The organism is Sedimentitalea sp. XS_ASV28, assembly GCF_041224545.1.
Lineage (GTDB): Bacteria > Pseudomonadota > Alphaproteobacteria > Rhodobacterales > Rhodobacteraceae > Sedimentitalea.
Genome location: NZ_JBGFGP010000108.1, coordinates 15346 through 39158, shown reverse-complemented (window position 1 = coordinate 39158; position 23813 = coordinate 15346). Strand labels below are relative to the sequence as shown.

17 protein-coding genes are annotated in these 23813 nt (G+C 62.5%); 3 read left to right on the top strand and 14 right to left on the bottom strand.

What is annotated here, in order from left to right; translation table 11 throughout:
• Positions 1-75: 75 nt before the first annotated feature.
• The 14 genes from AB9K34_RS07320 to AB9K34_RS07255 all read right to left on the bottom strand — a co-directional run bounded on the left by AB9K34_RS07320 (position 76) and on the right by AB9K34_RS07255 (position 17230).
• Entirely contained in the window at positions 76-954 is an 879-nt protein-coding gene (locus tag AB9K34_RS07320) for a 3-hydroxyacyl-CoA dehydrogenase NAD-binding domain-containing protein (protein WP_369953769.1), read from the bottom strand.
• Positions 955-1072: 118 nt separating this feature from the next.
• The gene (locus AB9K34_RS07315) at positions 1073-1276 is read right to left on the bottom strand and encodes a formate dehydrogenase subunit delta (RefSeq protein WP_369953768.1); all 204 of its coding nucleotides are present in this window, start codon (positions 1274-1276) and stop codon (positions 1073-1075) included.
• A complete protein-coding gene (gene fdhD / locus AB9K34_RS07310; RefSeq protein ID WP_369953767.1) occupies positions 1266-2078 on the bottom strand; it encodes a formate dehydrogenase accessory sulfurtransferase FdhD in 813 nt (270 codons plus the stop codon). Before fdhD ends, AB9K34_RS07315 begins: the two co-directional genes overlap by 11 nt.
• A 4-nt stretch (positions 2079-2082) precedes the next feature.
• Positions 2083-4992 (bottom strand): formate dehydrogenase subunit alpha, encoded by a 2910-nt coding sequence (fdhF, locus tag AB9K34_RS07305; protein ID WP_369953766.1) that lies wholly within the window; start codon positions 4990-4992, stop codon positions 2083-2085.
• Positions 4989-6497, bottom strand: a complete 1509-nt coding sequence (locus tag AB9K34_RS07300; protein ID WP_369953764.1) for an NADH-ubiquinone oxidoreductase-F iron-sulfur binding region domain-containing protein — start codon at positions 6495-6497, stop codon at positions 4989-4991. The genes fdhF (AB9K34_RS07305) and AB9K34_RS07300 overlap by 4 nt, the downstream gene beginning before the upstream one ends.
• Positions 6494-6970 (bottom strand): formate dehydrogenase subunit gamma, encoded by a 477-nt coding sequence (locus AB9K34_RS07295; protein WP_369953763.1) that lies wholly within the window; start codon positions 6968-6970, stop codon positions 6494-6496. The genes AB9K34_RS07300 and AB9K34_RS07295 overlap by 4 nt, the downstream gene beginning before the upstream one ends.
• A gap of 92 nt (positions 6971-7062) precedes the next feature.
• The gene (locus AB9K34_RS07290) at positions 7063-7950 is read right to left on the bottom strand and encodes a LysR family transcriptional regulator (RefSeq protein ID WP_369953762.1); all 888 of its coding nucleotides are present in this window, start codon (positions 7948-7950) and stop codon (positions 7063-7065) included.
• Positions 7951-8015: 65 nt separating this feature from the next.
• Positions 8016-9737, bottom strand: coding sequence for an OFA family MFS transporter (locus AB9K34_RS07285; protein WP_369953761.1), 1722 nt, complete (start codon positions 9735-9737; stop codon positions 8016-8018).
• A gap of 238 nt (positions 9738-9975) precedes the next feature.
• The gene (locus AB9K34_RS07280) at positions 9976-11913 is read right to left on the bottom strand and encodes an ATP-binding protein (RefSeq protein ID WP_369953760.1); all 1938 of its coding nucleotides are present in this window, start codon (positions 11911-11913) and stop codon (positions 9976-9978) included.
• Positions 11914-11916: 3 nt separating this feature from the next.
• A complete protein-coding gene (locus AB9K34_RS07275) occupies positions 11917-13269 on the bottom strand; it encodes a sigma-54-dependent transcriptional regulator (RefSeq protein ID WP_369953759.1) in 1353 nt (450 codons plus the stop codon).
• 247 nt (positions 13270-13516) lie between these two features.
• On the bottom strand, positions 13517-13810 hold the full coding sequence (locus AB9K34_RS07270; protein WP_369953758.1) for a DUF6525 family protein: 294 nt from the start codon (positions 13808-13810) through the stop codon (positions 13517-13519).
• Complete coding sequence (locus tag AB9K34_RS07265; RefSeq protein ID WP_369953757.1) at positions 13810-14439, bottom strand: DUF1826 domain-containing protein; 630 nt, start codon at positions 14437-14439, stop codon at positions 13810-13812. Before AB9K34_RS07265 ends, AB9K34_RS07270 begins: the two co-directional genes overlap by 1 nt.
• A complete protein-coding gene (locus AB9K34_RS07260) occupies positions 14436-15641 on the bottom strand; it encodes a GTP-binding protein (protein ID WP_369953756.1) in 1206 nt (401 codons plus the stop codon). Before AB9K34_RS07260 ends, AB9K34_RS07265 begins: the two co-directional genes overlap by 4 nt.
• A gap of 320 nt (positions 15642-15961) precedes the next feature.
• Positions 15962-17230, bottom strand: coding sequence for a DUF2254 domain-containing protein (locus AB9K34_RS07255; RefSeq protein WP_369953755.1), 1269 nt, complete (start codon positions 17228-17230; stop codon positions 15962-15964).
• Between the two features lie 409 nt (positions 17231-17639).
• Here AB9K34_RS07255 and AB9K34_RS07250 point away from each other — a divergent pair, with 409 nt between their 5' ends.
• From AB9K34_RS07250 to AB9K34_RS07240, 3 genes are read left to right on the top strand one after another with little or no spacing between them, the layout of a single operon-like run.
• On the top strand, positions 17640-19322 hold the full coding sequence (locus AB9K34_RS07250; RefSeq protein WP_369953754.1) for an NAD(P)H-dependent oxidoreductase subunit E: 1683 nt from the start codon (positions 17640-17642) through the stop codon (positions 19320-19322).
• Between the two features lie 3 nt (positions 19323-19325).
• The gene (gene fdhF, locus AB9K34_RS07245) at positions 19326-22103 is read left to right on the top strand and encodes a formate dehydrogenase subunit alpha (protein WP_369953753.1); all 2778 of its coding nucleotides are present in this window, start codon (positions 19326-19328) and stop codon (positions 22101-22103) included.
• 27 nt (positions 22104-22130) lie between these two features.
• The gene (locus tag AB9K34_RS07240; RefSeq protein ID WP_369953752.1) at positions 22131-23807 is read left to right on the top strand and encodes a formate--tetrahydrofolate ligase; all 1677 of its coding nucleotides are present in this window, start codon (positions 22131-22133) and stop codon (positions 23805-23807) included.
• The last annotated feature ends 6 nt before the right edge of the window (positions 23808-23813 follow it).

Here is a 23813-nt window from a genome sequence, read left to right as displayed (position 1 = left end):
TGGCGGGTCGGTCAAGTGCCACATGCGGATACCCGATTGTAGCTGTGCCGGTTCAATCGGGGCACGTGAACACGATCATTGCTCGCCGGGTTCACGTGACAGGGCGATGATGCGCGCCAGCTGTGCGTCCGTGGGCGCGGTGTTGTCGCCATTGGTCCAGTCATAGAAGCCGCGCCCGGATTTTCGGCCCAGATCGCCCTGTTCGACTTTGTCCCGCAGCAGTTTTGACGGACTGTCCTGCGCGGCGAGGTCGGGATAGAGATAGTCTGCGATGGCGAGATGCGTATCCAGCCCGTTCAGATCGCGCTGTTTCATCGGCCCGCTCAACGCGAGACGTATGCCGATGGACCAGCGGATGATGTCATCCAGACCGGCGGCATCTACCACACCCTGTTCTATCAGCGAGAGGGCTTCGCGCATGATCGCATGTTGTATGCGATTGGCGACGAAACCCGGCACTTCCTTGGTCAGCAGCGCAGGGAATTTGCCAAGTTCGGTCAGCCAGTCGCAGACCTGCCGGGTCAGGGTGTCCGGCGTAGTTTCATGGGGCAGGATTTCCACGGCCGGGATCACATCTGCGGGGTTGAAGAAATGCGTGATCAGAAAACGCCCGGGATGTGCCATGTCCGCGGTAAGCGCGGCAAGCGTCAGTCCTGATGTGTTCGACAGGATCGGCGTTTCAGGGGGCAGGACATGCTCGAGCCCGGCGATGACCTGCTTCTTGATCTCCAGGTTTTCGGGCACGGCTTCGATGATGGCGGCGGCCTCTGTCGCGTTTCCCAGTCGGGTGCAGTGCCGGATGTGCGGGTGGTCGGGGTTGTGGGCCAGTGCCTCCGGATTCGGATCGATCAGGCTCACCTGCCAGCCGCCATGTGCAAAGAGCCGTGCCAGCGCGCGTCCCATGATACCCGCACCCAGGATCGCGAATGTTCGGTTGCCACCGCTGTCGGTCATGGCCGGGGTCTCTCATCCTAAGGCGCGGAACATGGCCTGCCAGCAGATTGATATATTGGCTTGGCAGTCTGGGGAAGCCACAACCCGATGCAATGGCGCAGTGTCGGTCCGGGGTAGATCAGACGAGCGGGAGCGCCTTCACGACGGTGTCGTCAAGCCCCGCGCCGCCGGCCTCGGCATAGGCGCGCAGCTGCTCGCGCATCCGCGGTTCCCAGAAATCCGAGATATGCGCCGCGATTTTTGCGGGGGCGTCTTCTCCGGGCTGGGTCTTGAAAAAAGTGGCAATCTGGTTTGCCATGCGGATCATCTTGTCAGGCGACATGCGCGGCCTCGTTGCTGATACGGTGGGGGTGGGTGTAAATGTCGAATCCGCCGCTGCGGGCAAAGGCGACAAGGGTGATGCCGGCGCTGTCGGCCAGGCGCATGGCGGCTCCGGTGGGGGCCGAGACGGCGATCAGAACCGGGATGCCCGCGAGCGCGCATTTCTGCACCAGTTCCACCGACAGCCGCGATGTCATGACCGCAGCACCGGTCGCCGGACCGGTTCCCCGCAGCAGCAAAGCGCCGATGAGCTTGTCCAGCGCGTTGTGGCGACCCACATCTTCGCGTGCGAGGGTCACGCCGGCACCCGGCACGAGAAACCCGGCCGCATGGGTCGCACGGGTCAGGTGATGCAGGCGCTGACAGTCGCGCAACCCCTCGGTTGCCTGCGAAATCTCTGCGGGAGACAGGTACAGATCGGCGACGACCCTGGGCACCGTGCGCAGCGCCTGTTCGAGGCTGTCGATGCCGCAGAGACCACAGCCGACCGGTCCGGCCATGCTGCGGCGCCGCTCGGACAGGGCCTCGGCCCGGTCCACGCGCAACCAGAACCGCGCCTCGATGCCCTGTGCGTGTTCCGCGATCTCAAAGGCCTCGATCTGGGCGGTATCAGTGACAATGCCCTCGGTCAGGGCAAAGCCATGGGCAAAATCCTCGACGTCGGAGGGAGTCGCCATCATCACCGCCTGCGTCGTGCCGTTGAAAACAAGGGCAACGGGTACTTCCTCGGGCAGCGCGCGGTGAATGACGCGCGCCCCGTCGGCGCGGTGGGCGCGGCCCGGAACGCTGACATGCGTCTGCATGGCGCTACTCTGCTGCCGGCAGGATACGGCGCGAGCGTTCGGCCTGTGCGGCATAGTCTTCCTGCCAGTCGGTAGGCCCGTTCGAAGAGGATACCTGTACCGCCGTCACCTTGTACTCCGGACAGTTCGTCGCCCAGTCGGAATAATCCGTGGTGATCACGTTCGCCTGCGTGTCGGGATGATGGAAGGTTGTATAGACCACGCCGGGACTGACACGATCCGTGACCTTGGCTCTGAGCGTCGTCTCGCCCGAGCGCGAGGCCAGCCGCACCCAATCGCCGTCGATCAGGCCCCGGTTCTCCGCATCATGCGGATGGATCTCGAGCACATCGCGCTCGTGCCAGACCACGTTCTCGGTGCGCCGCGTCTGGGCGCCCACATTGTATTGCGACAGGATGCGCCCGGTTGTCAGCAACAGCGGAAAGCGCGGGCCGGTCTTTTCATCCGTTGCCACGTATTCGGTGACGATGAACCGCCCCTTGCCGCGAACGAAGCCGTCGACATGCATGAGGGGCGCGCCCTCCGGATGCGCCTCGTTGCAGGGCCATTGCACCGACCCTTTTTCCTCCAGCAGGTCATAGGTGACGTTGGCAAAGCTGGGCGTCGTGGCGGCGATTTCCGCCATGATCTGCGACGGATGGGTATAGGTCCAGCCCGCGCCCATCGCGTTCGCCAGCAACTGCGTCACCTGCCAGTCGGCATAACCGTTCTTTGGCGCCATGACACGCCGCACGCGGTTGATGCGCCGTTCGGCATTGGTAAAGGTGCCGTCCTTTTCCAGAAAGGTCGAGCCGGGCAGGAAGACATGGGCATAATTCGCCGTCTCGTTCAGGAAGAGGTCATGAACGATGACACAGTCCATCGCCGCCAGACCTGCCGCGACATGCTTGGTGTCGGGATCGGATTGCAGGATGTCTTCGCCCTGGCAATACAGTCCCTTGAAGCTGCCCTCGACCGCGGCATCCAGCATGTTGGGAATCCGCAGGCCGGGTTCCGGATCGATCTCGACGCCCCATGCGGATTCAAACATCGCGCGCACCTCGGGCAGCTTCACATGACGATAGCCGGGCAATTCGTGCGGAAAAGAGCCCATGTCGCAGGATCCCTGAACGTTGTTCTGCCCGCGCAGCGGGTTCACGCCCACGCCCGGGCGGCCGATATTGCCGGTCAGCATGGCAAGGTTGGCAATGCCCATGACGGTGGTCGATCCCTGGCTGTGCTCGGTTACGCCCAGCCCGTAATAGATCGCGCCGTTGCCGCCCCGCGCAAATGTCCGGGCCGCCGCGCGCAGCTCTTCGGCGGGCACGCCGGTCAAAAGCTGCGTTGCTTCGGGACTGTGGCGTGGGTCGCTGACGAACTCGGCATAGATCTGGAACTCGTCCCAGTCGCAGCGCTCGCGGATAAAGGACTCGTCCATCAACCCCTCGGTCACGATCACATGGGCCAGCGCCGTGACCACGGCGACGTTGGTGCCCGGTTGCAGGGCGAGGTGATGCGCGGCCTGCACATGCGGCGACTTGACCAGATCGATCCGGCGCGGGTCGATCACGATCAGCTTTGCCCCCGCGCGCAGACGTTTCTTCAACCGGCTGGCAAAGACCGGGTGGCCATCGGTCGGGTTGGCGCCGATGACGATCACCACGTCGGTCTGTTCGACACTGTCGAAATCCTGCGTGCCGGCGCTGGTGCCAAAGGTCTGGCCCAGCCCATAGCCGGTGGGCGAATGGCAGACGCGGGCACAGGTATCGGTGTTGTTGTTGCCGAATACTGCACGGGTCAGTTTCTGCACCAGATAGGTTTCCTCGTTGGTGCAGCGGCTTGACGTGATGACACCGATGGATTTCCTGCCATACCTGTCCTGAAGCCCGCGCAGCCGGCTGGCGGCGAAATTCAGCGCTTCGTCCCAGCTGACTTCGCGCCAGGGTTCGTCGATCGTATCGCGGATCATCGGGTTCAGGATGCGGTCCTTGTGGTTCGCATAGCCATAGGCAAACCGCCCCTTGACACAGCTGTGGCCCCGATTTGCCTTGCCGTGCTTGTAAGGCACCATACGCACCAGATCGTCACCCTGCAGTTCCGCCTTGAACGAACAGCCCACGCCGCAATAGGCGCAGGTGGTGATGACCGAGCGGTCGGGTGTGCCCATCTCGATGATGGATTTCTCTTGCAGGGTTGCGGTCGGGCAGGCCTGCACGCAGGCACCGCAGGACACGCAGTCGGAGGACAGGAAGTCGTCCCCGGCGCCGCCCGCTGCGACGCGGCTGTCGAATCCACGCCCTGAAATGGTCAGGGCAAAGGTCCCCTGAACCTCTTCGCAGGCGCGCACGCAGCGGTTGCAGACGATGCATTTCGAGGGATCGTAAGTGAAATACGGGTTGCTGTCGTCCTTGGGCAGCCATTGCGGATTGACCTCGCCCGAGGTGTTGCGTGCGGTGAAATGATTGGCGAGACCACCGTTCTCCGGGGCCGTGTAACGCACGTCGCGCAGCCCCACGGCACCCGCCATGTCCTGCAATTCGCAATCCCCGTTGGCCGAACAGGTGAGGCAATCAAGCGGGTGATCGCTGATATAGAGCTCCATCACACCCTTGCGGATTTTCCGCACCTTGGCGGAATTGGTATCGACCACCATCCCCGGCGACACCGGCGTAGTGCACGAGGCGGGCGTGCCGCGCCGTCCCTCGATCTCGACCGCGCAGAGGCGGCAGGACCCGAAGGCGTCCAGGTTGTCGGACGCGCAGAGCTTGGGGATCTGGATGCCGAGTTCGGCGGCGGCGCGCAGTACCGAAGTGCCCTCGGCCACGGTCACCTCGAATCCGTCGATGGTCAGGGTGACGGGCTTGCCCGCGCTGGCGGGTGTGCCCATGTCGCGGTCGTCTTGCGGGTTCATCGCGGGAATGATGAAGTCCTTCATTCTGCGGCCTCCTTCTGGCGGGCGAAATCGTCGGGGAATTGGGTCACGGCGGACATGACGGGGAAGGGCGTGAAGCCGCCCAAAGCGCAAAGCGATCCGTCCTTCATGGTCTCGCAGAGATCGGCGAGCAAGGGCAGGGCGGCAGGGTCGCCCTCGGCAATGCGGTCGATGGTTTCCACGCCGCGTACCGCTCCGATCCGGCAGGGCGTGCATTTGCCACAGCTTTCGACCGCGCAGAACTCCATGGCAAAGCGCGCCATTCCCAGCATGTCGGTCGTGTCGTCGAATACCGTCAGGCCGGCATGGCCGATCAACCCGCCCGCCGCGTCGAATTCCTCGTAACCCAGCGGGGTGTCGAATTTCGTGACGGGCATGTAGGCCCCCAGCGGGCCGCCAACCTGCACCGCCTTGACCGGGCGGCCCGAGCGGGTGCCGCCGCCAAGGTCGTTGACGACGTCGCCAAGGGTGATGCCGAACGCGGTTTCGAACATCCCGCCACGCGCGACGTTCCCGGCAATTTGCAACGTCACCGTGCCGCGCGATCTTCCAAGGCCGAAATCGGCGTAATATTGCGCGCCCTTCTCGAAGATCACCGGAACCGTGGCGAGGCTGATCACATTGTTCACTACGGTCGGGCGGCCAAGGAACCCTTCCAGTGCCGGCAGCGGTGGCTTGGCGCGCACGACGCCGCGTTTGCCTTCGAGTGAGTTCAACAGCGAGGTTTCCTCGCCGCATACATAGGCTCCGGCCCCCTTGCGGATCTCCATGTCGAACGCCTTGCCCGATCCGAGCACGTCGACGCCCAGCAGGCCCGCGGCGCGGGCAATCTCGACCGCGCGGGTCATGACCGCGATGGCATCGGGATATTCCGAGCGCAGATAGACATAGCCCTGCGTCGCACCCACACCGATCCCGGCAATCGCCATACCCTCGATCAGGGTAAAGGGATCGCCTTCCATCAACATCCGGTCGGCAAAGGTGCCGCTGTCGCCTTCGTCGGCATTGCAAACGATGTATTTGCGCGGGGCGTCGGCGTCATGCACCGTCTGCCACTTGATGCCGGTGGGGAACCCCGCGCCGCCGCGTCCGCGAAGGCCCGATGTCTTGACCTCGTCAACGATGGCCTGGCCGCTCATGGCGAGCGCGCGCCGCAGCCCCGCCAGACCGCCATGCGCCTGGTAATCGGTCAGTGACAGGGGATCGATGACGCCGACGCGGGCAAAGGTCAGACGGGTCTGCCGCCGCATCCAGTCGAGATCCTCGACCGGGCCGAGCGCCTTGGCGCTGGTGCCATCGAGAATTGCAGCCACGTCGTCAGGCGTTGCCGGGCCAAAGCCGTGACGCACGCCATCCATTTCGATCTCGACAAGAGGTTCGAGCCAGATCATTCCGCGTGTCCCGGTCCGCACGATCTCGGCCTCGGGCGCGGCGGCGCGCAGGGCGGCGGCGACCTCCTCGGCTCCCAGAGCCTTGGCGGCGCTGTCCATGGGCAGGAAAATTCTCATGCGCCTGCCTCCGCCAGTATCCTGTCGAGTTTCGCGGCGTCCACGCGACCGATGACGCGGTCATCCATCATCGCCGCAGGCGCGCAGGCACAGAGGCCGAGGCAATAGACCGGCTCGATCGTCACCGCGCCATTGTTGGTGGTGCCATGCCATTCAAGCCCGAGCCGGGCCAGCACCGCCTCGGCCACCGCGTTTGCGCCGACGGACTGACAGGATTCGGCGCGGCAGACCTTGAGCACATGCCGCCCCGCAGGGGCCTGGCGGAAATCGTGGTAAAAGGAGATGACGCCATGCAATTCGGCGCGAGAGATGTTCAGGGCGTCGCAGATGATCTCGTGCGCGGTTTCCGGGATATGCCCGAACCTGTCCTGAATATCGTGTAATAGGGGCAAAAGCGGCCCTTCGCGCCCGGCGTGGGCACTGGCGAGAGCGCGCAGATCCTCGTCTGAAAATGGTGATGCGGCTGGTTGCATGGACTGGCCTCTTGGTTGAGTCCGCCCCAGTCAATCAGCCCTTATGTTCAATAATCAATATCGAATTTCCGTTAACCGATAGAACATTTCTATCAAGGATTGGCCGATATTCTACGCGCCTCGCGCAGCAGCGCGTCAAGCACAGGTGTGTGCGGTTCGTGATAGGGCGCGACCAGCCCAACGGTGTGATTTGGTTCCTTGCCGGTCATCGGAACGACCGACAGCGGCTTGCCGGCGACGAGAAACCGCGCCATGTCCTCGGGAAGGACCGTCAGATATCCGCCGGTTTCGACATAGGCCACCAGAACGATCGTGGAATTCGACTCGACACTGGGCGAAGGAGTCACGCCGACAGACGCGAAATTCCTGTTGATGATCCGGCGGTTCTGCATGTCCGGCGTCAGGAGGCACAGTTTCTGATCGAACAGCTCTCGCCATCCGACCGCGTTGCGGCTCGCGAATTCGGATTCCGACCGGCAGATGAGCATGAAGCGCTCTTCGTAAAGAGCTTCGGTGCTGACGCGCCCCATCGGTTCGTTGTCGAGATAGGAAATGCCGGCGTCGACCTCGTGATTGTCGAGCATCGACAGGATTTCGGTCGAGGTGCGCGACAGGATCCGGAATCTGACATTAGGGTGTTTGGCACTGAACGCGGTCGAGAGTGTTGACGCCCATGTCAGCGCAGTGGGAATGACCGCGATACGCAACTGACCGGACAGGCCATGTTTCTTGAAGCGCATCTCTTCGCGCAACTGGCGTGCATCGCCAACGATCTTCCTGGCCCAGACAAGGGCGCTCTGCCCCTCCGGTGTGAGCCCGCCAAATCGCGATCCACGATAGACCAGTTGCACGCCGAGTTGCGCTTCGAGTTGCTTGATCCCGGCGGATAGTGTCGGCTGGGCGATGTTCAGCCGTTCAGCGGCCCTCCCAAAATGGCTTTCGCGGGCGAGGACGATGAACATTTCCAGCTTGTCGAGCATCGGTGTCTATCCGGGATTGATGTGTCAGAAGGCCGGGACATCTGTAAACGCCCCGGCCCCCCTTGTCATTCGCCCGGAACGGCCTGCAACTCCGGCTCGTCGTGATGGTGATGTTCTTTCACCGGCCGCATCAGAAGGTTGGCAAACAACGCCACGACCAGCAGCGCCGCCATGCAGTACATCGTGGTATTGTACAGCGAAGGCGTCGGGTCGATCGTTCCCTCGGGCGCAATCTCCATCAGCTTTGCAATGGTCACGGTCTTGGCCGCGACCAGTTGATCGAGCTGCGCCAGCGGAGCGCCGAATTTCGCGGCAAAGGCGGCGGGATCGACCTTGGCGGCCAGGTCCTGGATTGCGCTCGTCACCGACATCTGCCGCAACGACGTGATGGCCAGCGGCCCCAGAACGCCGGCGGTGGACCACGCGGTCAGCAGCCGACCGTGAATGCCCCCCACATGCATGGTGCCGAACATGTCGGCGAGATAGGCCGGGATCGTTGCAAAGCCGCCACCATACATCGAGAAGATGATCATCGTCGCGGCATAAAAGCCGATGAGATATATCATTGCCGGGTTGGTTGCCACCGCCGACGCGAAATAGGGGATCGACAGGTACAGGAGCGGACCCAGCACGAAGAAGCACATATAGGTCGTCTTGCGCCCGATATAATCCGATGTCGAAGCCCAGAAGAACCGCCCCAGCATGTTGAAGACCGAGATCATCAGCACATAGGTCGACGCAAACCCGGCCGTAACGACCAGCGGCATCACCGTGCCGAAGATTTCCGACATCATGGTCTTGGCGACACCGATCACGCCGATCCCTGCCGTCACGTTGAAGCAGAGCATGATCCAGAGCTGCCAGAACTGCGGGGTTTTCAGCGCCTGGTCGATATGGACGTTGTTGTCGCTGACCATGCCCGAGGCTGCGGGTTTCGGCGTCCAGCCGGCGGGCCGCCAGTCTTTGCCGGGGACCCGGTACTGGAACGAGGCAAGGATCATCACGATGAAATAGAAGATGCCGAGCGTCATGAAGGTTTGCGCGGCACCCGTCGCGCCGGTTCCGACGACGTAGACGCCGGCCTGACCGGCAAAATCGGCGGCCTGCGTGGCCGAGGCGATCACCACCTCGACACGCCCGGACGCGGTCTCGGCAAAAACGCGGCCACCCTCGACCACGGTTGCGACGGCATCCTGCGTGCCAAGGTAATCGGGCGCCTTGGCATAGAGGCTCAGAAGCCAGCCATTCACCGGGGCGGCGATCATCGCGCCGCCGCCAAAGCCCATGATCGCCATGCCCGTCGCCATGCCGCGCCGGTCGGGAAACCAGCGGATCAGTGTCGACACCGGTGAGACATAACCAAGCCCGAGGCCACAGCCGCCCAGCACACCATAGCCGAGATAGACGAGCCAGAGCTGGTGGCTGGAGATCCCGAACGATCCGATGATAAAGCCGCCGCCCCACAGGATTGCGGCGACGACGCCGACCATCCGTGGACCGACCTCTTCCAGCCATTTTCCGGCAAAGGCGGCGGCGAGACCGAGAAACACGATCGCCACGGAAAAGATCCACACGACCGAGCCAAGGCTCCAGTCATCCGCGCTGGATGCGACCACGCCCAATTCCCGCGTGAGCGGTGGGTTGAAGACCGACCACGCATAGACCGAACCGATGCACAGGTGGATGGCGATTGAGGCCGGCGGCACCCGCCAGCGGTTGAATCCGGGTTCGGCGACGATATGGCTCTTGTGCAAGAACCCCAACGCGCCGGTTGCGGCGTTGCTCATGGTTGTTCCTCCCTTGGTGTGTCCGGCGCGCCGTCCTCCGGGCGCGCGATGGCATGCATCACAAGAAAAGGACGAGTGTGCCTTGCAAGGTCAAGGAAATTTTATTAACGTTATCAATGCTTTGAATGACATTTTGTCGGATATCAACCAGCGGCGGTCGCGCTTTTGGAACAATCTGTCGAACATGGGACTCCACTGACGCAGGATTTCGGGACATTCTGTCCAAATCGGCCGGTCTTCAGATTTTTTCCACCGGCAGGCGCACCGTGAACCGGCTGCCTGCGCCGAGCGTTGATTGGGCGGTGATCTGGCCGCCTGCGCGACTCACGATCTGGCGGCTGATCGACAGGCCCAGCCCGGTGCCTTGCGCCTGTTTCGTGGTAAAGAACGGGTCGAATATCCGGGCCAGCGTTGCAGGGTCGATGCCTTTGCCGGTGTCTTGGACAGTCAGGATGATCTCGCCATCCTCTTCGGTGGTGGACACGTGCAGCGTCCCGCCCTCGGGCATGGCGTGAACCGCATTCAGGATCAGGTTGACGATCACCTGCTGCAATTCGGTGCGCGAGATGCGTACCGGGGATGTGCTGGCGGTTTGCGCAGTGCAGGTAATGCCAGCCGTCTGGACCTGATGCCGTGTCAGAACCAGACAGTCGTGCAGCACCTGTGACGGATCCACCAGCCGGTCGGCACCGGAATATTCTTCGGGACGGGCGAAATGCAGCAATTTTGAAACGATGACGCCGATGCGATAGACCTGATCGTCGATCAGGCGGAATTCCTCGTCCGCCTTGTGCCCGGCCTCTCCCAGATTGCTGCGGGCCAGGTCCAGATTGCCCTGGATCACGGCCACCGGGTTGTTGATCTCATGCGCGACCGAGGCCGTGATTTCGCCGACAGCGGCAAGCTTTTCGGAAATGATCAGCCGCTCGGTGGTTTGTTCCAGCTGTTGATGTGCTTCGCGCAGGTCGCGCGTGCGGTCGGCGACCCGTTGTTCCAGCGTCTCGCCCCATTCACGCAATTCGCGGTCGCGCTGCTCCAGACCGTCAAGCAGGCTGTCGAAATGCCGCGCTACCTGTGCGATTTCGCCATCCGCCTCGACCGGCGGGTTGCGGGCACTCAGATCGCCGCTTTCGACCCGGTCGATTGTGCGGGTCATGCCTTCGAGCGGACGAAAGATGCGCCCGGCCCATCGCAGGAACACCGGCACCGACGTCAGGGCGATCAGCAGGAAGGCAACGCCAAGGATGATGATCGAGTTCCGCTTGGCCTCGGTAAAGGGTGTTTCAAGAAATCCGACATACAGCATGCCGACCGGTGCGCCGAAACTGTCGAAGATCGGCTCGTAGGCCGAGATGTACCAATCGTTGACCACAAACGCGCTGTCCAGCCAGACCCGGCCTTCGCCGAGCACCTGCGCGCGGACTTCGGCGGAAACGCGGGTGCCCAGGGCGCGTACGTTTTCGAACAGGCGGACATTGGTGGAGATGCGCACATCGTCAAGAAACAAGGTCGCGGTGCCCTGGCTGCCCTGCGGAAGGCTTTCGTCACGATAGACCAGCGCGTTGATCGTATCGATGAAGTCGAGATTCCGGTTCAGCAGAAGCCCACCCACCAGCGCCGCCCGCGTTCCGTCAGGCAGCGTTACCGGCGCGGCGGAATGAATGACCAGTCCGCGCGTCTCGACAGAGCGGTCGGTTGGCACGGCGCCGCGTGTCGGAACCAGCGGGATCGCGGCACGGTCCGCCAGTTCGGGCGAGAGTGTCGCCAGCGTCTGCGCATCGAACACGTCGATCCGGCTTTGCCATTGTCCGCCAAGCGCGCTCTGCACCACGGGCCAGTTCCCGTCGCGGGTGATGCGGAGGAAATCGAACCCCAGATCGGCGCGTTTGCCGGCCAGGAAATCGTCAGGGCTGCCGGTCTGGAGTGCCTCTTGCAGATCGACCGAACGCGCGATGGCGTCCAGGCGCTCGCCCGAGGTCTCGATAAGCTGGCCCAGGTATTGATCCGCGATGGTCAGATCGCCCGTCACCTTGTTGACGAGGATCGCGTCCACCTTGCCCGACCAGCGCCAGACCGTACTGCCCAGCAGGATCGGAAGGAGCACGAGCATGGGCAGCAGCGCGATCACCAGAAGCCGTACCCGGACCGAGCGCAGGGCCTTGGGCAGACGCGCCATCGATCAGAGGCCCCAGGCCGCACATTTGCGATCAATCGTCTTGCGTGACACGCCCAGCCGTCGGGCGGCTTCGGAGCGGTTGCCGTCCAGAGCGTCGAGCGCGCGCAGGATTTCGCGCTTTTCGGTGTCTTCCAGCGGAGTGATGTCATCGGGCGTGCCGGTGTTGCCGAGCGTTTCGAGCGGGAAGCGGCCAAAGATCAGCGCCCGTTCGACGAAGTTGTGCAATTCGCGAATATTGCCGGGCCAGTCGTGTCGCAGCATGGCGGATCGAATGGCCGAGGTCATCTCGATCCTTGGCAGGTTGAGCGCCAGTGATATCTCGGTCTGAAACAGTTCGGCCAGTTCAAGCACATCGCCACCGCGATCCTTCAACGGCGGCATGGTCACTTCGATCACATTGATCCGAAACAGCAGGTCCTCGCGGAAGGTGCCGGCCTGCACCGCCATGTGCAGCGACCTGCTGGATGCAATGATAAAGCGCAGGTCCAGTTGCACATCGCGCCCGGTTCCGATCGGTCGGATCACGCCATCTTCCAGCACCCGCAGCAGGGCGGTCTGTGCGCTGGCGCTCAGTTCGCTGACATCGTCCAGAAAAACGGTCCCGCCCGAAGCATGCGCCAGCAGGCCCTCGCGGCCCGTCTGTGCCCCCGGAAAGGCGCCGGGGGCATGGCCGAACAATTCGTATTCGATCATGTCGGCGGGAATCGCCCCGCACTGGATCGGCACGAATGGTGCCGCGCCGCGCCCGGAATGCAGATGCAGGTGCCGTGCGGCGACTTCCTTGCCCGATCCCGACGGACCGGTGATCATGACCGGTGTTGACAGGGGCGCGACTCGCTCCAGCAGCGTACGGACGTCACCGATGGCGGGTGAGGCCCCGACCAGTTCCTTGCGGCGATTGCCCCTCGAGGCGGTATCCAGCTCGCGCAGCAAGAGCGCGTTCTCGCGCTTCAGTTGCGCCAGTTCCAGGCATTTGTGCAGGGCATTCAAGATCTGGTTCGATCGGAAAGGCTTGATCAGGAAATCCGAAGCGCCCGCCCGCATCGCCTCGATCGCGGTCTGCAGGTCCGCGTAGGCGGTAATCAGGATGGTATTCGCAAAACCGCCCTTGCCGCGCTGTTCCTGCAGCCAGTCGAGCCCCTTTTGCCCCGGCATGATGTTGTCGAGCACCATCACGTCATATTGGCGCGTGGCCAGCAGCATTTCGGCGGCGCTGGCGTCCTCGGCGCTGTCCACGTGGCGGCAGAGCGGTTGCAGGGTCTTGACGAGAAAGTGGCGCATTCCCGGCTCGTCATCGACGATCAGGATGCGCGCCGTCCGCAACGGATCGCCACCGTTCTCGGCTGATCGAAGCATCGTTCCCTCCCGTTCCGCCTCGCCAACGGGCAGCGCGGTTTCGTGAATTCTCTCCTGCGGACAATATCGCTTGCCGCGAGGCGCGGCATCCGCAAGATCGCCGGCTCGATATTCTGCTACCAGTGTCGCGCCCGGATGTCATCCAGCGGATCGGGACCGGTCGTCATGACGGATGCAGGTGTGTCTCCCGAACGCGCAACGCCGACCGGGCAGACGGTTCCGGGTTCGCGACTGCGTTTCGGCCATGTCAGGCGTCGCCTCGGGATTGACGGTGTCGCTGACTTTCGAGAGGGGAGGGCGGCAATGCAAGCCCGTCGCGCGCAAGTGTGCGGGCCTCTGCTTGGTCGAGACGTTCGAGAATGCTGTCAAGGCTGGCGCCCTCGGAGCGCGCTTTCTGCCAGAGCCGGTGGCAGGATGCCGGCGACCATGGCAAGGCGGCCTGTGCCATCCAGGCGCGCAACGGTCGTGGCAGGCTGTCAAAGGCACGCATCGGGTCCGGACGAAAACGGCGGCGCAGGGTCGATGACATGTTGCGGCTCATCACCCTTCCTCCGGATCAGTCACCGGGTCGAGGACCAGTACAAGTCGTGTTTCGCCGGTGCCCGCGACAGGTGGGGAACGGTGCCGCAGATCGTGGTTCGCTCCCGCCGGCCAGAGCGTGCCGCGCATGACAAACGGCGCGCCGGTGGGAACGGTGTGAATGACGTCCGGCTCTCCCGCCGGCGAGACTCCGTATTGGGTCCCGGTACCGCGATAGGTACAGACCAGCCGGGCCGTTACCCGATCGACGTGGAAGCGGCGACAGGCGTTGGTATCGACAACATCCAGTCGCAGGCGCAGCCATCGCGCGCACATCGTTTGCGAAAAAACATCGGCCAGAAACGTGATGTCATCGATCAGCAGGCTGCGTTCAGGAACCGCTGGCAGACCGGCGCAAAGGAATGTCTCGGTCAGGGTCGCGCGGATCTGCCCGGGCCGCAGCGTGACCCGCATTCGTGGCAGCAATCCGGGTTCGAGACCGTCTAGCCACGTTTGCAGCGCAGCGTGCGGGCGGCGCTGCCAGATCATGGCTTCGATTCCCGGTGACCGGATGGCGCCGAAATCCTCGCGGTCGCTGACCATCAGAACGCCCGGCGGCATTCCGGCGTCGATGGGTCGGTGCAGTGTCAAGCCGCGGCCCTCCGCCAGACGGGAAACGGGTCCGGCAGGTCGGGCAGCATGTCCGGCGACGGCGCCAGGTTTTCAGGCAGCAGCGCCTCGTCAAGCCGAGACTTCAGGACCGGCCAGTCGATGCCGGCACCGATGAAAACGATCTCCTGACGCCGATCGCCCCAGGGTTCCTGCCAATGCCGGGCCAGATAGGCCCGGGCGCTCTCGTGGTCAGGATGGCGGTCGTGTGGAATGGACGCCCACCATTGTCCAAGCGGCGTGACCGACGACAACGCCCCGGCAAGTGAGAACTCCGCGACCCAGTCCGGTCGTGTTGCGATCCAGAAATGTCCCTTGGCGCGAATGACCCCCGGCAGGTCTCCGTTCAGCACGTCCATGATGCGCGACGGATCAAACGGACGCCGCGCACGATAGACGAATGACCCGACGCCATATTCCTCGGTTTCCGGTACGTGATCGGCGAACCCGTACAGTTCCCTGGCCCACATCGGGTGTTGATGCGCCTTTTCAAAGTCGAACAGTCCGGTGTCGAGTATCGCCTCCGGTGCCACTTCTGAATGATCGGTTTCGATGATCCGGGCATCGGCATTCAGGCTGCGGATGATTTTGCGCGCGGCATCCACCTTTTGCGGGTCTGCATCGGACACCTTGTTGAGTATGATCACATCCGCGAATTCGATCTGGTCGGTCAGCAGGTGAACGAGGGTGCGCGCGTCGTCGCTTCCCAATGTCTCGCCCCGGTCACGCAGGAAATCATGGCTGGTGTAATCGTTCAGAAGGTTCACCGCGTCAACGACCGTTACCATGGTGTCAAGGCGCGTGATGTCCGACAGGCTCGCACCGGCCTCGTCGCGAAATTCGAATGTGGTGGCGACGGGGAGCGGTTCGGAGATTCCTGTGGATTCGATCAGCAGATAGTCGAACCGGCCTTCGGCGGCGAGCTTTCTCACCTCCTGCAACAGATCGTCACGCAGGGTACAGCAAATGCAGCCGTTGGACATTTCGACCAGCGTTTCGTCGGTGCGCGACAGTTCGGTATCCGCGCGGACGAGATCGGCATCGATATTCACCTCGGACATATCGTTGACAATGACGGCCACGCGTCGCCCGTCGCGGTTGTTGAGAACCCGGTTCAGAAGCGTCGTCTTGCCCGCGCCGAGAAACCCGGAGAGGACGGTGACAGGGAGGCGTGTGTCGGTCATTTGGTCAGTTCCATCTGTTCTGCGGTGTGCGTGTCGCGCGACACGTGTGGCTGTGTGATGCATCCGGTCGATCTGCCCGAACCCATCACGCAGGTCGCGGCAATCAAGAATGATACTTTATAACATTTCATTCTTATCCCGTAAGCCAGAACAGGATGCAAGACAACAATCGCTTGTCGGAAACATCTCGCCGAAGAATGGTCAGGAACCATCAGCCAGCGCCTTGGCCGTTTGCGAGACAAAGAACTCCCGTCACGGCGCACCGGCATGTGCGTGCCAGTCAACGCATGGTTCGGAAACGGGCTGTTTCCCGCTGTCGCTCAGGCCGAGCGGCGATGCGCGTCCGGTTGCTCGGGCGCTTGCACATGAACCTCTTCGATCAGCCGGTATTCGGTTTCGGTCAGATTATCCTTCGCGCGGGCGCGCGCGTCCGCAGCCATTTGCGCCGCCGGCTCGGCAAAGACATCCGGTGAGATTGCCGCCAACGCCTGCAGCGCCTTCTGGACCCGAATCTGCACCTCGATACAGCCGGCGCCATCGCGGACAATCGGGCGAAAGGCGTCTATGATAAGTGCATTTGCCGTCACGGCCGGCACAAATATAGCGTCGTATTCAATCTCGGCATCCACTGGCTCGCGCCACCGCGAGAGTATTCGCACCACCCGTCCTAAAATGCTGATCGCTGTTCCGGGGTCATTGACCGCAGGCGAAAGCGCGCGCGACGCGATTTCGGATATCACGATCAATCCGAATCTGGGATCCTGCTCAAAGCTGCGTTCCGTGCCGATGGTGAATGCGTCGCGAAGGCGTTTCACCAGATCGTCGTCCTGTATTTCGCGGTCGATGTAGATCAGCGCACGCGCCTGGTGCACGAACGACCCGGGCAGCGCGCGTAGCCATATCTTACACTGCAAGACCTTGGCGATGGTATTGAGTTCGCCCATATCCACATGCAGCACGTATCCGGCCTCGTCGGACAGCAGGGGCACGCAACTGCTGGGAATGTCCGAGATCAGGGGGCGCCCCCGCAGATAGGGGGTCGCAAGCCGGTTCTCGAGCGAGTTGATCGCAGCCGATTCGACGCGGTCCAGCGTATCGCCCATTCTGCCGAAGGACATCAGGTGGCTGATCCAGCGCAGCAATGTCACGACGACCAGCCCGATCACGATCACCGTCACGATGAACAGGACAAGTCGTCCGGCACTGCTGTAGTATCCCGCCTGGAGCGCAATGATCCCCACCAGGCTGAACAGAAACGCGCCGAGAAATGTTGCCAGAACATTTTGTGCAGTCGGGTCCTCCTGAAGAAGCGCGGTCGCGCGCGGGGTTGCAGTGCTCGCTGCGGCGGCAAATGCGGAGGTGGCGATTGCCAGCGAGAAAGTCGTGACCGCCAGCATCGAGGACGCAAGAATATTCAGAACCTGATCGACTGACTCGGCGCCGATCTTCATGATCCAACTCGATGGGATCAGTGGCGCAATGAGTTGCGCGAGCACGGCAGTCGCGACTGCCAACAGTGCAAATGCGGTCACGCGGACCCAGACCTTTCGCAGCTGCCGTAAAAGGTGCCAGCCTATTTTTGATGTCACTGTAGAATCCGCCGTAGTTCGCCAGTTGATTTTCCGATCGACCGCAGGGCGTGAGGTGCTGCAGCAACCGCCAGCGAGACGTTAACGACATTGTTTTCAGTTCTAAAGCGCAAACTGCGCAGACATGTCTGAGGACATTCTGATCTGTAACGAGATCGCCGGAAATCGTGCCTTCTGAAAACAAAACCTTTGCAAGCCGAAACCACGCTGGAGCAAGCCGCCGCAACAGGTCGCCGTCGCCGTGGAGATGGCCGGGTGGCTCTGTTGCCTATCGTGGAAAATTGTTTCTGTTCTGCGTCCTTGGTCACGGGTTTCCGGGAATTTTTGTAAAACTTCGTGTTGACGGATAGTAAAATAACTTGATTATAAGGAATATCGAATTGCTTGAAGCCGGGAGGGACGAAGAGGCATGTCGCTTGATGACGTCGGTATCTGGAAGTCTGGCCGTGGCAAGGGGCGGCGCACGCCGAAGGGGCGTCAGTACGACGATGAGTCTCTTATCGAAATCCGTGACCTCCTCGGAGAAGAGCCGCGTCGCCGTGACCTGCTGATCGAGTACCTGCACCTCATTCAGGACCGCTTCGGGCACCTCTCTGCCACGCATTTACGGGCGCTGGCGGAGGAAATGCGACTATCCATGGCCGAAATCTACGAGGTTGCGACATTTTATGCCCATTTCGACGTCGTCAAGGAAGGCGAGACACCGCCTCCGGCGTTGACGATCCGGGTATGCGATTCGCTGTCCTGTGAACTGGCGGGGGCAGGGCAGCTCAGGCAGGCGCTGGAAAACGGGCTCGACCCGTCGCAGGTTCGCGTTCTGCGGGCGCCGTGCATGGGGCGTTGCGATACCGCGCCGGTGCTGGAACTGGGCCATCGTCATATTGACCATGCGGATCCGGACAAGGTGAAGGCGGCGATTGCCGCTGGCGAGACCAAGGCGCAGATTCCGGAATACGAAACACTCGATGCCTATACCGCTCAGGGCGGATATGACCGGCTCGCAGCGTTGCGCTCGGGTGGCGACTGGGAAGCCGTGCAGGACATGCTGCTTTCTGCCGGCCTGCGCGGGCTTGGCGGTGCGGGGTTTCCCTCGGGCAAGAAATGGGGCTTCGTGCGCGCCGAAACCGGCCTTCGTTATCTTGCGGTGAACGGCGACGAAGGCGAACCGGGCACTTTCAAGGATCGGTTCTATCTGGAACGCACTCCACATCTTTTCCTTGAGGGAATGCTGATAGCCGCCTGGGCGGTCGAGGCGGATCGTTGCTTTATCTACATGCGCGACGAATACCCGGCCGTGATCGAGATCTTGCGAAAGGAAATCGAGGCGCTTGAGAGCAAGGGACTGATCGAAAAGGGATTTGTCGAACTGCGACGCGGTGCGGGCGCCTATATCTGCGGCGAAGAAAGCGCGATGATCGAATCGATCGAGGGCAAGCGCGGCATTCCGCGCCATCGCCCGCCATTCGTGGCGCAGGTCGGCGTGTTTGGTCGTCCGACCCTCGTTCACAATGTCGAAACGCTCTACTGGATCGCGCGGGTCTGCCGCGAAGGCCCACAGATCCTGTCCGGCGTGGAAAAGAACGGGCGCAAGGGGTTGCGGTCCTACTCGGTCTCGGGGCGGGTGAAAAACCCGGGTGTGCACCTGTTGCCCGCCGGATCGACGATCACCGACATCATCGCGGCAGCCGGCGGCATGCTGGATGGACACGCGTTCAAAGCCTACCAGCCGGGCGGCCCGTCATCCGGGTTGTTGCCCGCATCAATGGACGATGTGCCGCTGGATTTTGACACGTTGCAGCCTCACGGCAGCTTTATCGGCTCGGCTGCGGTGGTGGTCCTGTCGGATCAGGATTCGGCGCGCGGGGCGGCACTGAACATGCTGCGGTTTTTCGAGGACGAAAGCTGTGGCCAGTGCACGCCATGCCGGGCGGGGTGCGAAAAGGCGGTCAAGCTGATGCAGGCCGAGCGGTGGGATACGGACCTGCTGGAAGAACTGAGCCAGACGATGGTCGATGCCTCGATCTGTGGGCTGGGACAGGCCGCGCCGAACCCGATCCGTCTGACGATGAAACATTTCCCGGAGGAGATCTGAGCGATGGGCGAGACAGTCACCTTCAATCTGGATGGCGAGGATGTCACCGCCGAGGCGGGCATGACGATCTGGGAAGTCGCAAACGGGCGCGGGCTCAGAATCCCGCATCTGTGTCACAAACCGGCGCCGGGCTATCGCCCGGATGGCAATTGTCGTGCCTGCATGGTCGAGATCGAGGGCGAACGCACCTTGGCGGCGTCCTGTATTCGCGAACCTGTCGAGGGCATGGTGGTCAAGACCGCGACGCCCCGTGCGGAAAGCGCGCGCAAGATGGTCATGGAACTGCTGGTCGCGGACCAGCCCGCGCGGGACGTGGCGCATGACAAGTCCTCGCATCTCTGGGACATGGCCGAGGCGAACGGCGTCGACGCCAGCCGTTTTCCCAGGCTGGAAGAGGGCCGGATACCCCTGCTGGATGACAGCCATGTCGCGATGAGCGTCAATCTGGATGCGTGCATCCAATGCGGCCTGTGCGTGCGTGCCTGCCGCGAAGTGCAGGTGAACGACGTGATCGGCATGTCGGGGCGGGGGCACGATGCCTATCCGACCTTTGATTTTGCCGATCCGATGGGCGCTTCGACCTGTGTGGCCTGCGGTGAATGCGTTCAGGCCTGTCCGACAGGCGCCCTGATGCCCGCGACCGTGGTGGACGAACAGCAACGCGGCGACAGCGCCGATTACGACAGCGAAACCGAAAGCGTCTGCCCGTTCTGCGGCGTCGGATGCAAGGTCTCGCTCAAGGTCAAGGATGGCAGGGTCAAATATGTCGAAGGCATCAACGGACCCGCGAATGAGGGCCGTCTTTGCGTCAAGGGCCGGTTCGGATTCGATTATATCCACCATCCGCATCGGTTGACCAAGCCGCTGATCCGGCGCGACGACGCCCCGGCCAAGGGCCTGAATGTGGATCCCGGCAACCTGATGACCCATTTCCGCGAAGCCACGTGGGAAGAGGCGATGGAGGCGGCGGCCGGTGGCCTGTCAAAGCTGCGCCAGGCCCATGGCGGACAGTCGGTGGCCGGCTTTGGCTCGGCCAAATGCACCAACGAAGAGGCTTATCTGTTCCAGAAGCTGATCCGTCAGGGTTTCAAGCACAACAATGTCGACCACTGCACACGGCTTTGCCACGCGTCGTCGGTTTCTGCACTGATCGAGAATGTGGGGTCCGGTGCGGTAACCGCGACCTTCAATGAAATCGAGAATGCCGACGTGGCGATCATCATCGGTGCCAACCCGATCGAGAATCATCCGGTTGCCGCGACCTATTTCAAACAGTTCACCAAGCGCGGCGGCAAGCTGATCGTCATGGACCCGCGCGGGCAGGGCATGAAGCGCTTTGCCTATCAGATGTTGCAATTCCGCCCCGGCGCCGACGTGTCGATGCTGAACGCGATCATGCATGTGATCGTTGAAGAGGGGCTTTATGACCAGCAGTATATCGACGCCTATACCGAGAATTGGGAGGCGGAAAAGCAACACCTGCAAGCGTTCACACCAGAGGCGATGGAGCCGATCTGCGGTATCTCGCCCGAAGTGATCCGCGACGTCGCGCGCACCTTTGCCGGGGCCAAGGCGGCGATGATCTTCTGGGGCATGGGCGTATCGCAGCACATCCACGGCACCGACAATTCGCGTTGCCTGATTTCGCTGGCCCTGATGACGGGTCAGGTGGGTCGGCCGGGTACCGGCCTGCATCCGCTGCGGGGCCAGAACAATGTGCAGGGCGCGTCCGATGCCGGTCTCATTCCGATGTTCGTGCCGGATTACCGCTCGGTCGAGGATGACGCGGTGCGCGAGGACATCTTTGGAGTCTGGGGTCGCGACGAGGACTGGTCCAACAAGAAGGGCCTGACCGTGACCGAGATCGTCGATCAGGTTTATGCCGGCAATATCAAGGGCATGTACATACAGGGCGAAAACCCGGCGATGTCCGATCCGGACGTCGAGCATGCCCGCGACGCCTTTGCCCGGCTGGAACATTTGGTCGTGCAGGATATTTTCCTGACCGAGACCGCCAATTTCGCCGATGTGATCCTGCCGGCGTCGGCGCTCTATGAAAAGAACGGCACGGTCAGCAACACCAATCGCCAGGTCCAGCGGGTACGCCCTGCCGTGGCGCCTCCGGGCGAGGCGCGCGAGGACTGGCAGATCACCGTCGATCTGGCCCAGCGTCTGGGGCTGCCCTGGGATTATTCCGAGGTCAGCGAAGTCTTTGACGAGATGAAACTGGTGATGAAGTCGCTCGACAACATCACATGGGAACGGCTCAAGACCGAGACCGTGACCTATCCGTCTCTGTCAGAGACCGATCCCGGGCAGGCGGTGGTGTTCGGCGACGGTTTCCCGCGCCCCGAGGGGCGGGCGAAATTCACGCCCGCCGCCGTGATCCCGCCGGACGAGGCGCCGGACGAGACTTATCCGATGATCATGACCACCGGTCGGCAGCTCGAACATTGGCACACCGGGTCGATGACCCGCCGCGCCAGCGTGCTGGACGCGGTGGAACCCGAGGCAAACTGCTCTCTGCACCCCAAAACGCTGCGCGATCTGGGTGTGAGCCCGGGCGAAATGATCCGCCTGACCACCCGGCGGGGCAGCATCGACATCATGGCCCGCGCCGATCGGGCCGTTTCCGAAGACATGGTCTTTGTTCCCTTCGCCTATGTCGAGGCGGCGGCGAACGTGCTGACCAATCCGGCGATCGACCCCTATGGCAAGATCCCGGAATTCAAATTCTCGGCCGTTCGTGTCGAGGCCATCGCCAAGGCCGCAGCCGAGTAACGCATCCAACCAACAGGGACTTCTATCATGGCATTCAGAAGCGACATCGAGATTGCGCGTGACGCGCAGAAAAAACCGATCCAGGAGATCGGTGACCGGCTGGGCATTCCCGGCGAACATCTGCTGCCCTATGGCCATGACAAGGCCAAGGTGAGCCAGGACTTCATCAACTCGGTTCAGGACCGGCCGGACGGCAAGCTGATCCTTGTGACGGCGATCAACCCGACGCCGGCGGGCGAGGGCAAGACGACGACGACGGTGGGGCTGGGCGACGGTCTGAACCATATCGGCAAGAAGGCGATGATCTGCATCCGCGAAGCCAGCCTCGGGCCGAATTTCGGGATGAAGGGCGGTGCCGCAGGCGGCGGCATGGCGCAGGTTGTGCCGATGGAAGAGATGAACCTGCATTTCACCGGCGATTTTCATGCGATCACCAGCGCACATTCCCTGTTGTCGGCGATGATCGACAACCACATCTATTGGGGCAACGAGCAGGAGATCGACCTGCGCCGTGTCCAGTGGCGGCGTGTCGTGGACATGAACGACCGCGCCTTGCGCAATGTCGTGCTGTCGCTTGGCGGCGTGGCCAACGGTTTCCCGCGCGAAGGCGGGTTCGATATCACCGTGGCGTCCGAAGTCATGGCGATCCTCTGTCTCGCCAAGGATCTCAAGGATCTGGAAAAGCGTCTGGGCGACATGATCGTGGCCTATCGCCGCGACCGCAGCCCGGTCTATTGCCGTGACATCAAGGCCGAAGGGGCGATGACCGTGCTGCTCAAGGATGCGATGCAGCCGAATCTGGTGCAGACGTTGGAAAACAACCCCGCCTTTGTGCATGGCGGTCCTTTTGCCAATATCGCGCATGGCTGCAACTCGGTCATTGCCACCACCACCGCCCTGAAACTGGCGGATTACGTGGTGACCGAGGCCGGATTCGGGGCCGATCTGGGTGCCGAAAAGTTCATGAACATCAAGTGCCGCAAGGCGGGTCTGTCCCCGGCGGCGGTGGTCTGCGTGGCGACTGTACGGGCAATGAAGATGAACGGCGGTGTCGCCAAGGCCGATCTGGGTGCGGAGAATGTCGAAGCGGTCAGGAAAGGCTGTCCGAACCTGGGCCGTCACATCGAGAACCTGAAATCCTTCGGCGTGCCGGTGGTTGTCGCGATCAACCACTTCGTGACCGACACCGATGCCGAGGTCGAGGCGATCCGGGAATATGCCAAGTCACACGGGGCGGAGGCGGTGCTGAGCCGCCACTGGGAGCTGGGATCCGAAGGGTCTGCCGATCTGGCGCGCAAGGTGGTTGCGGTGGCCGAGGCCGGGCAGGCGAATTTTTCCCCGATCTATCCCGACGACATGTCGCTGGCCGACAAGATCCAGACGATCTGCAAACGCATCTACCGGGCCGACGCGGCCTTGATGGACAAGAAGATCCGCGATCAGCTCAAGCTCTGGGAAGAGCAGGGCTATGGCAACCTGCCGGTCTGCATGGCCAAGACGCAGTACTCCTTCTCGACCGATCCGAACCTGCGCGGGGCGCCTACGGGCCACTCGGTTCCGGTGCGCGAAGTGCGCCTCTCGGCGGGGGCCGGGTTCGTCGTCGTGGTCTGTGGCGAGATCATGACCATGCCGGGCCTGCCGCGCGTGCCGTCGGCCGAGAACATCCGTCTGAACGATGCCGGTCAGATCGAGGGCCTGTTCTGATCGCCA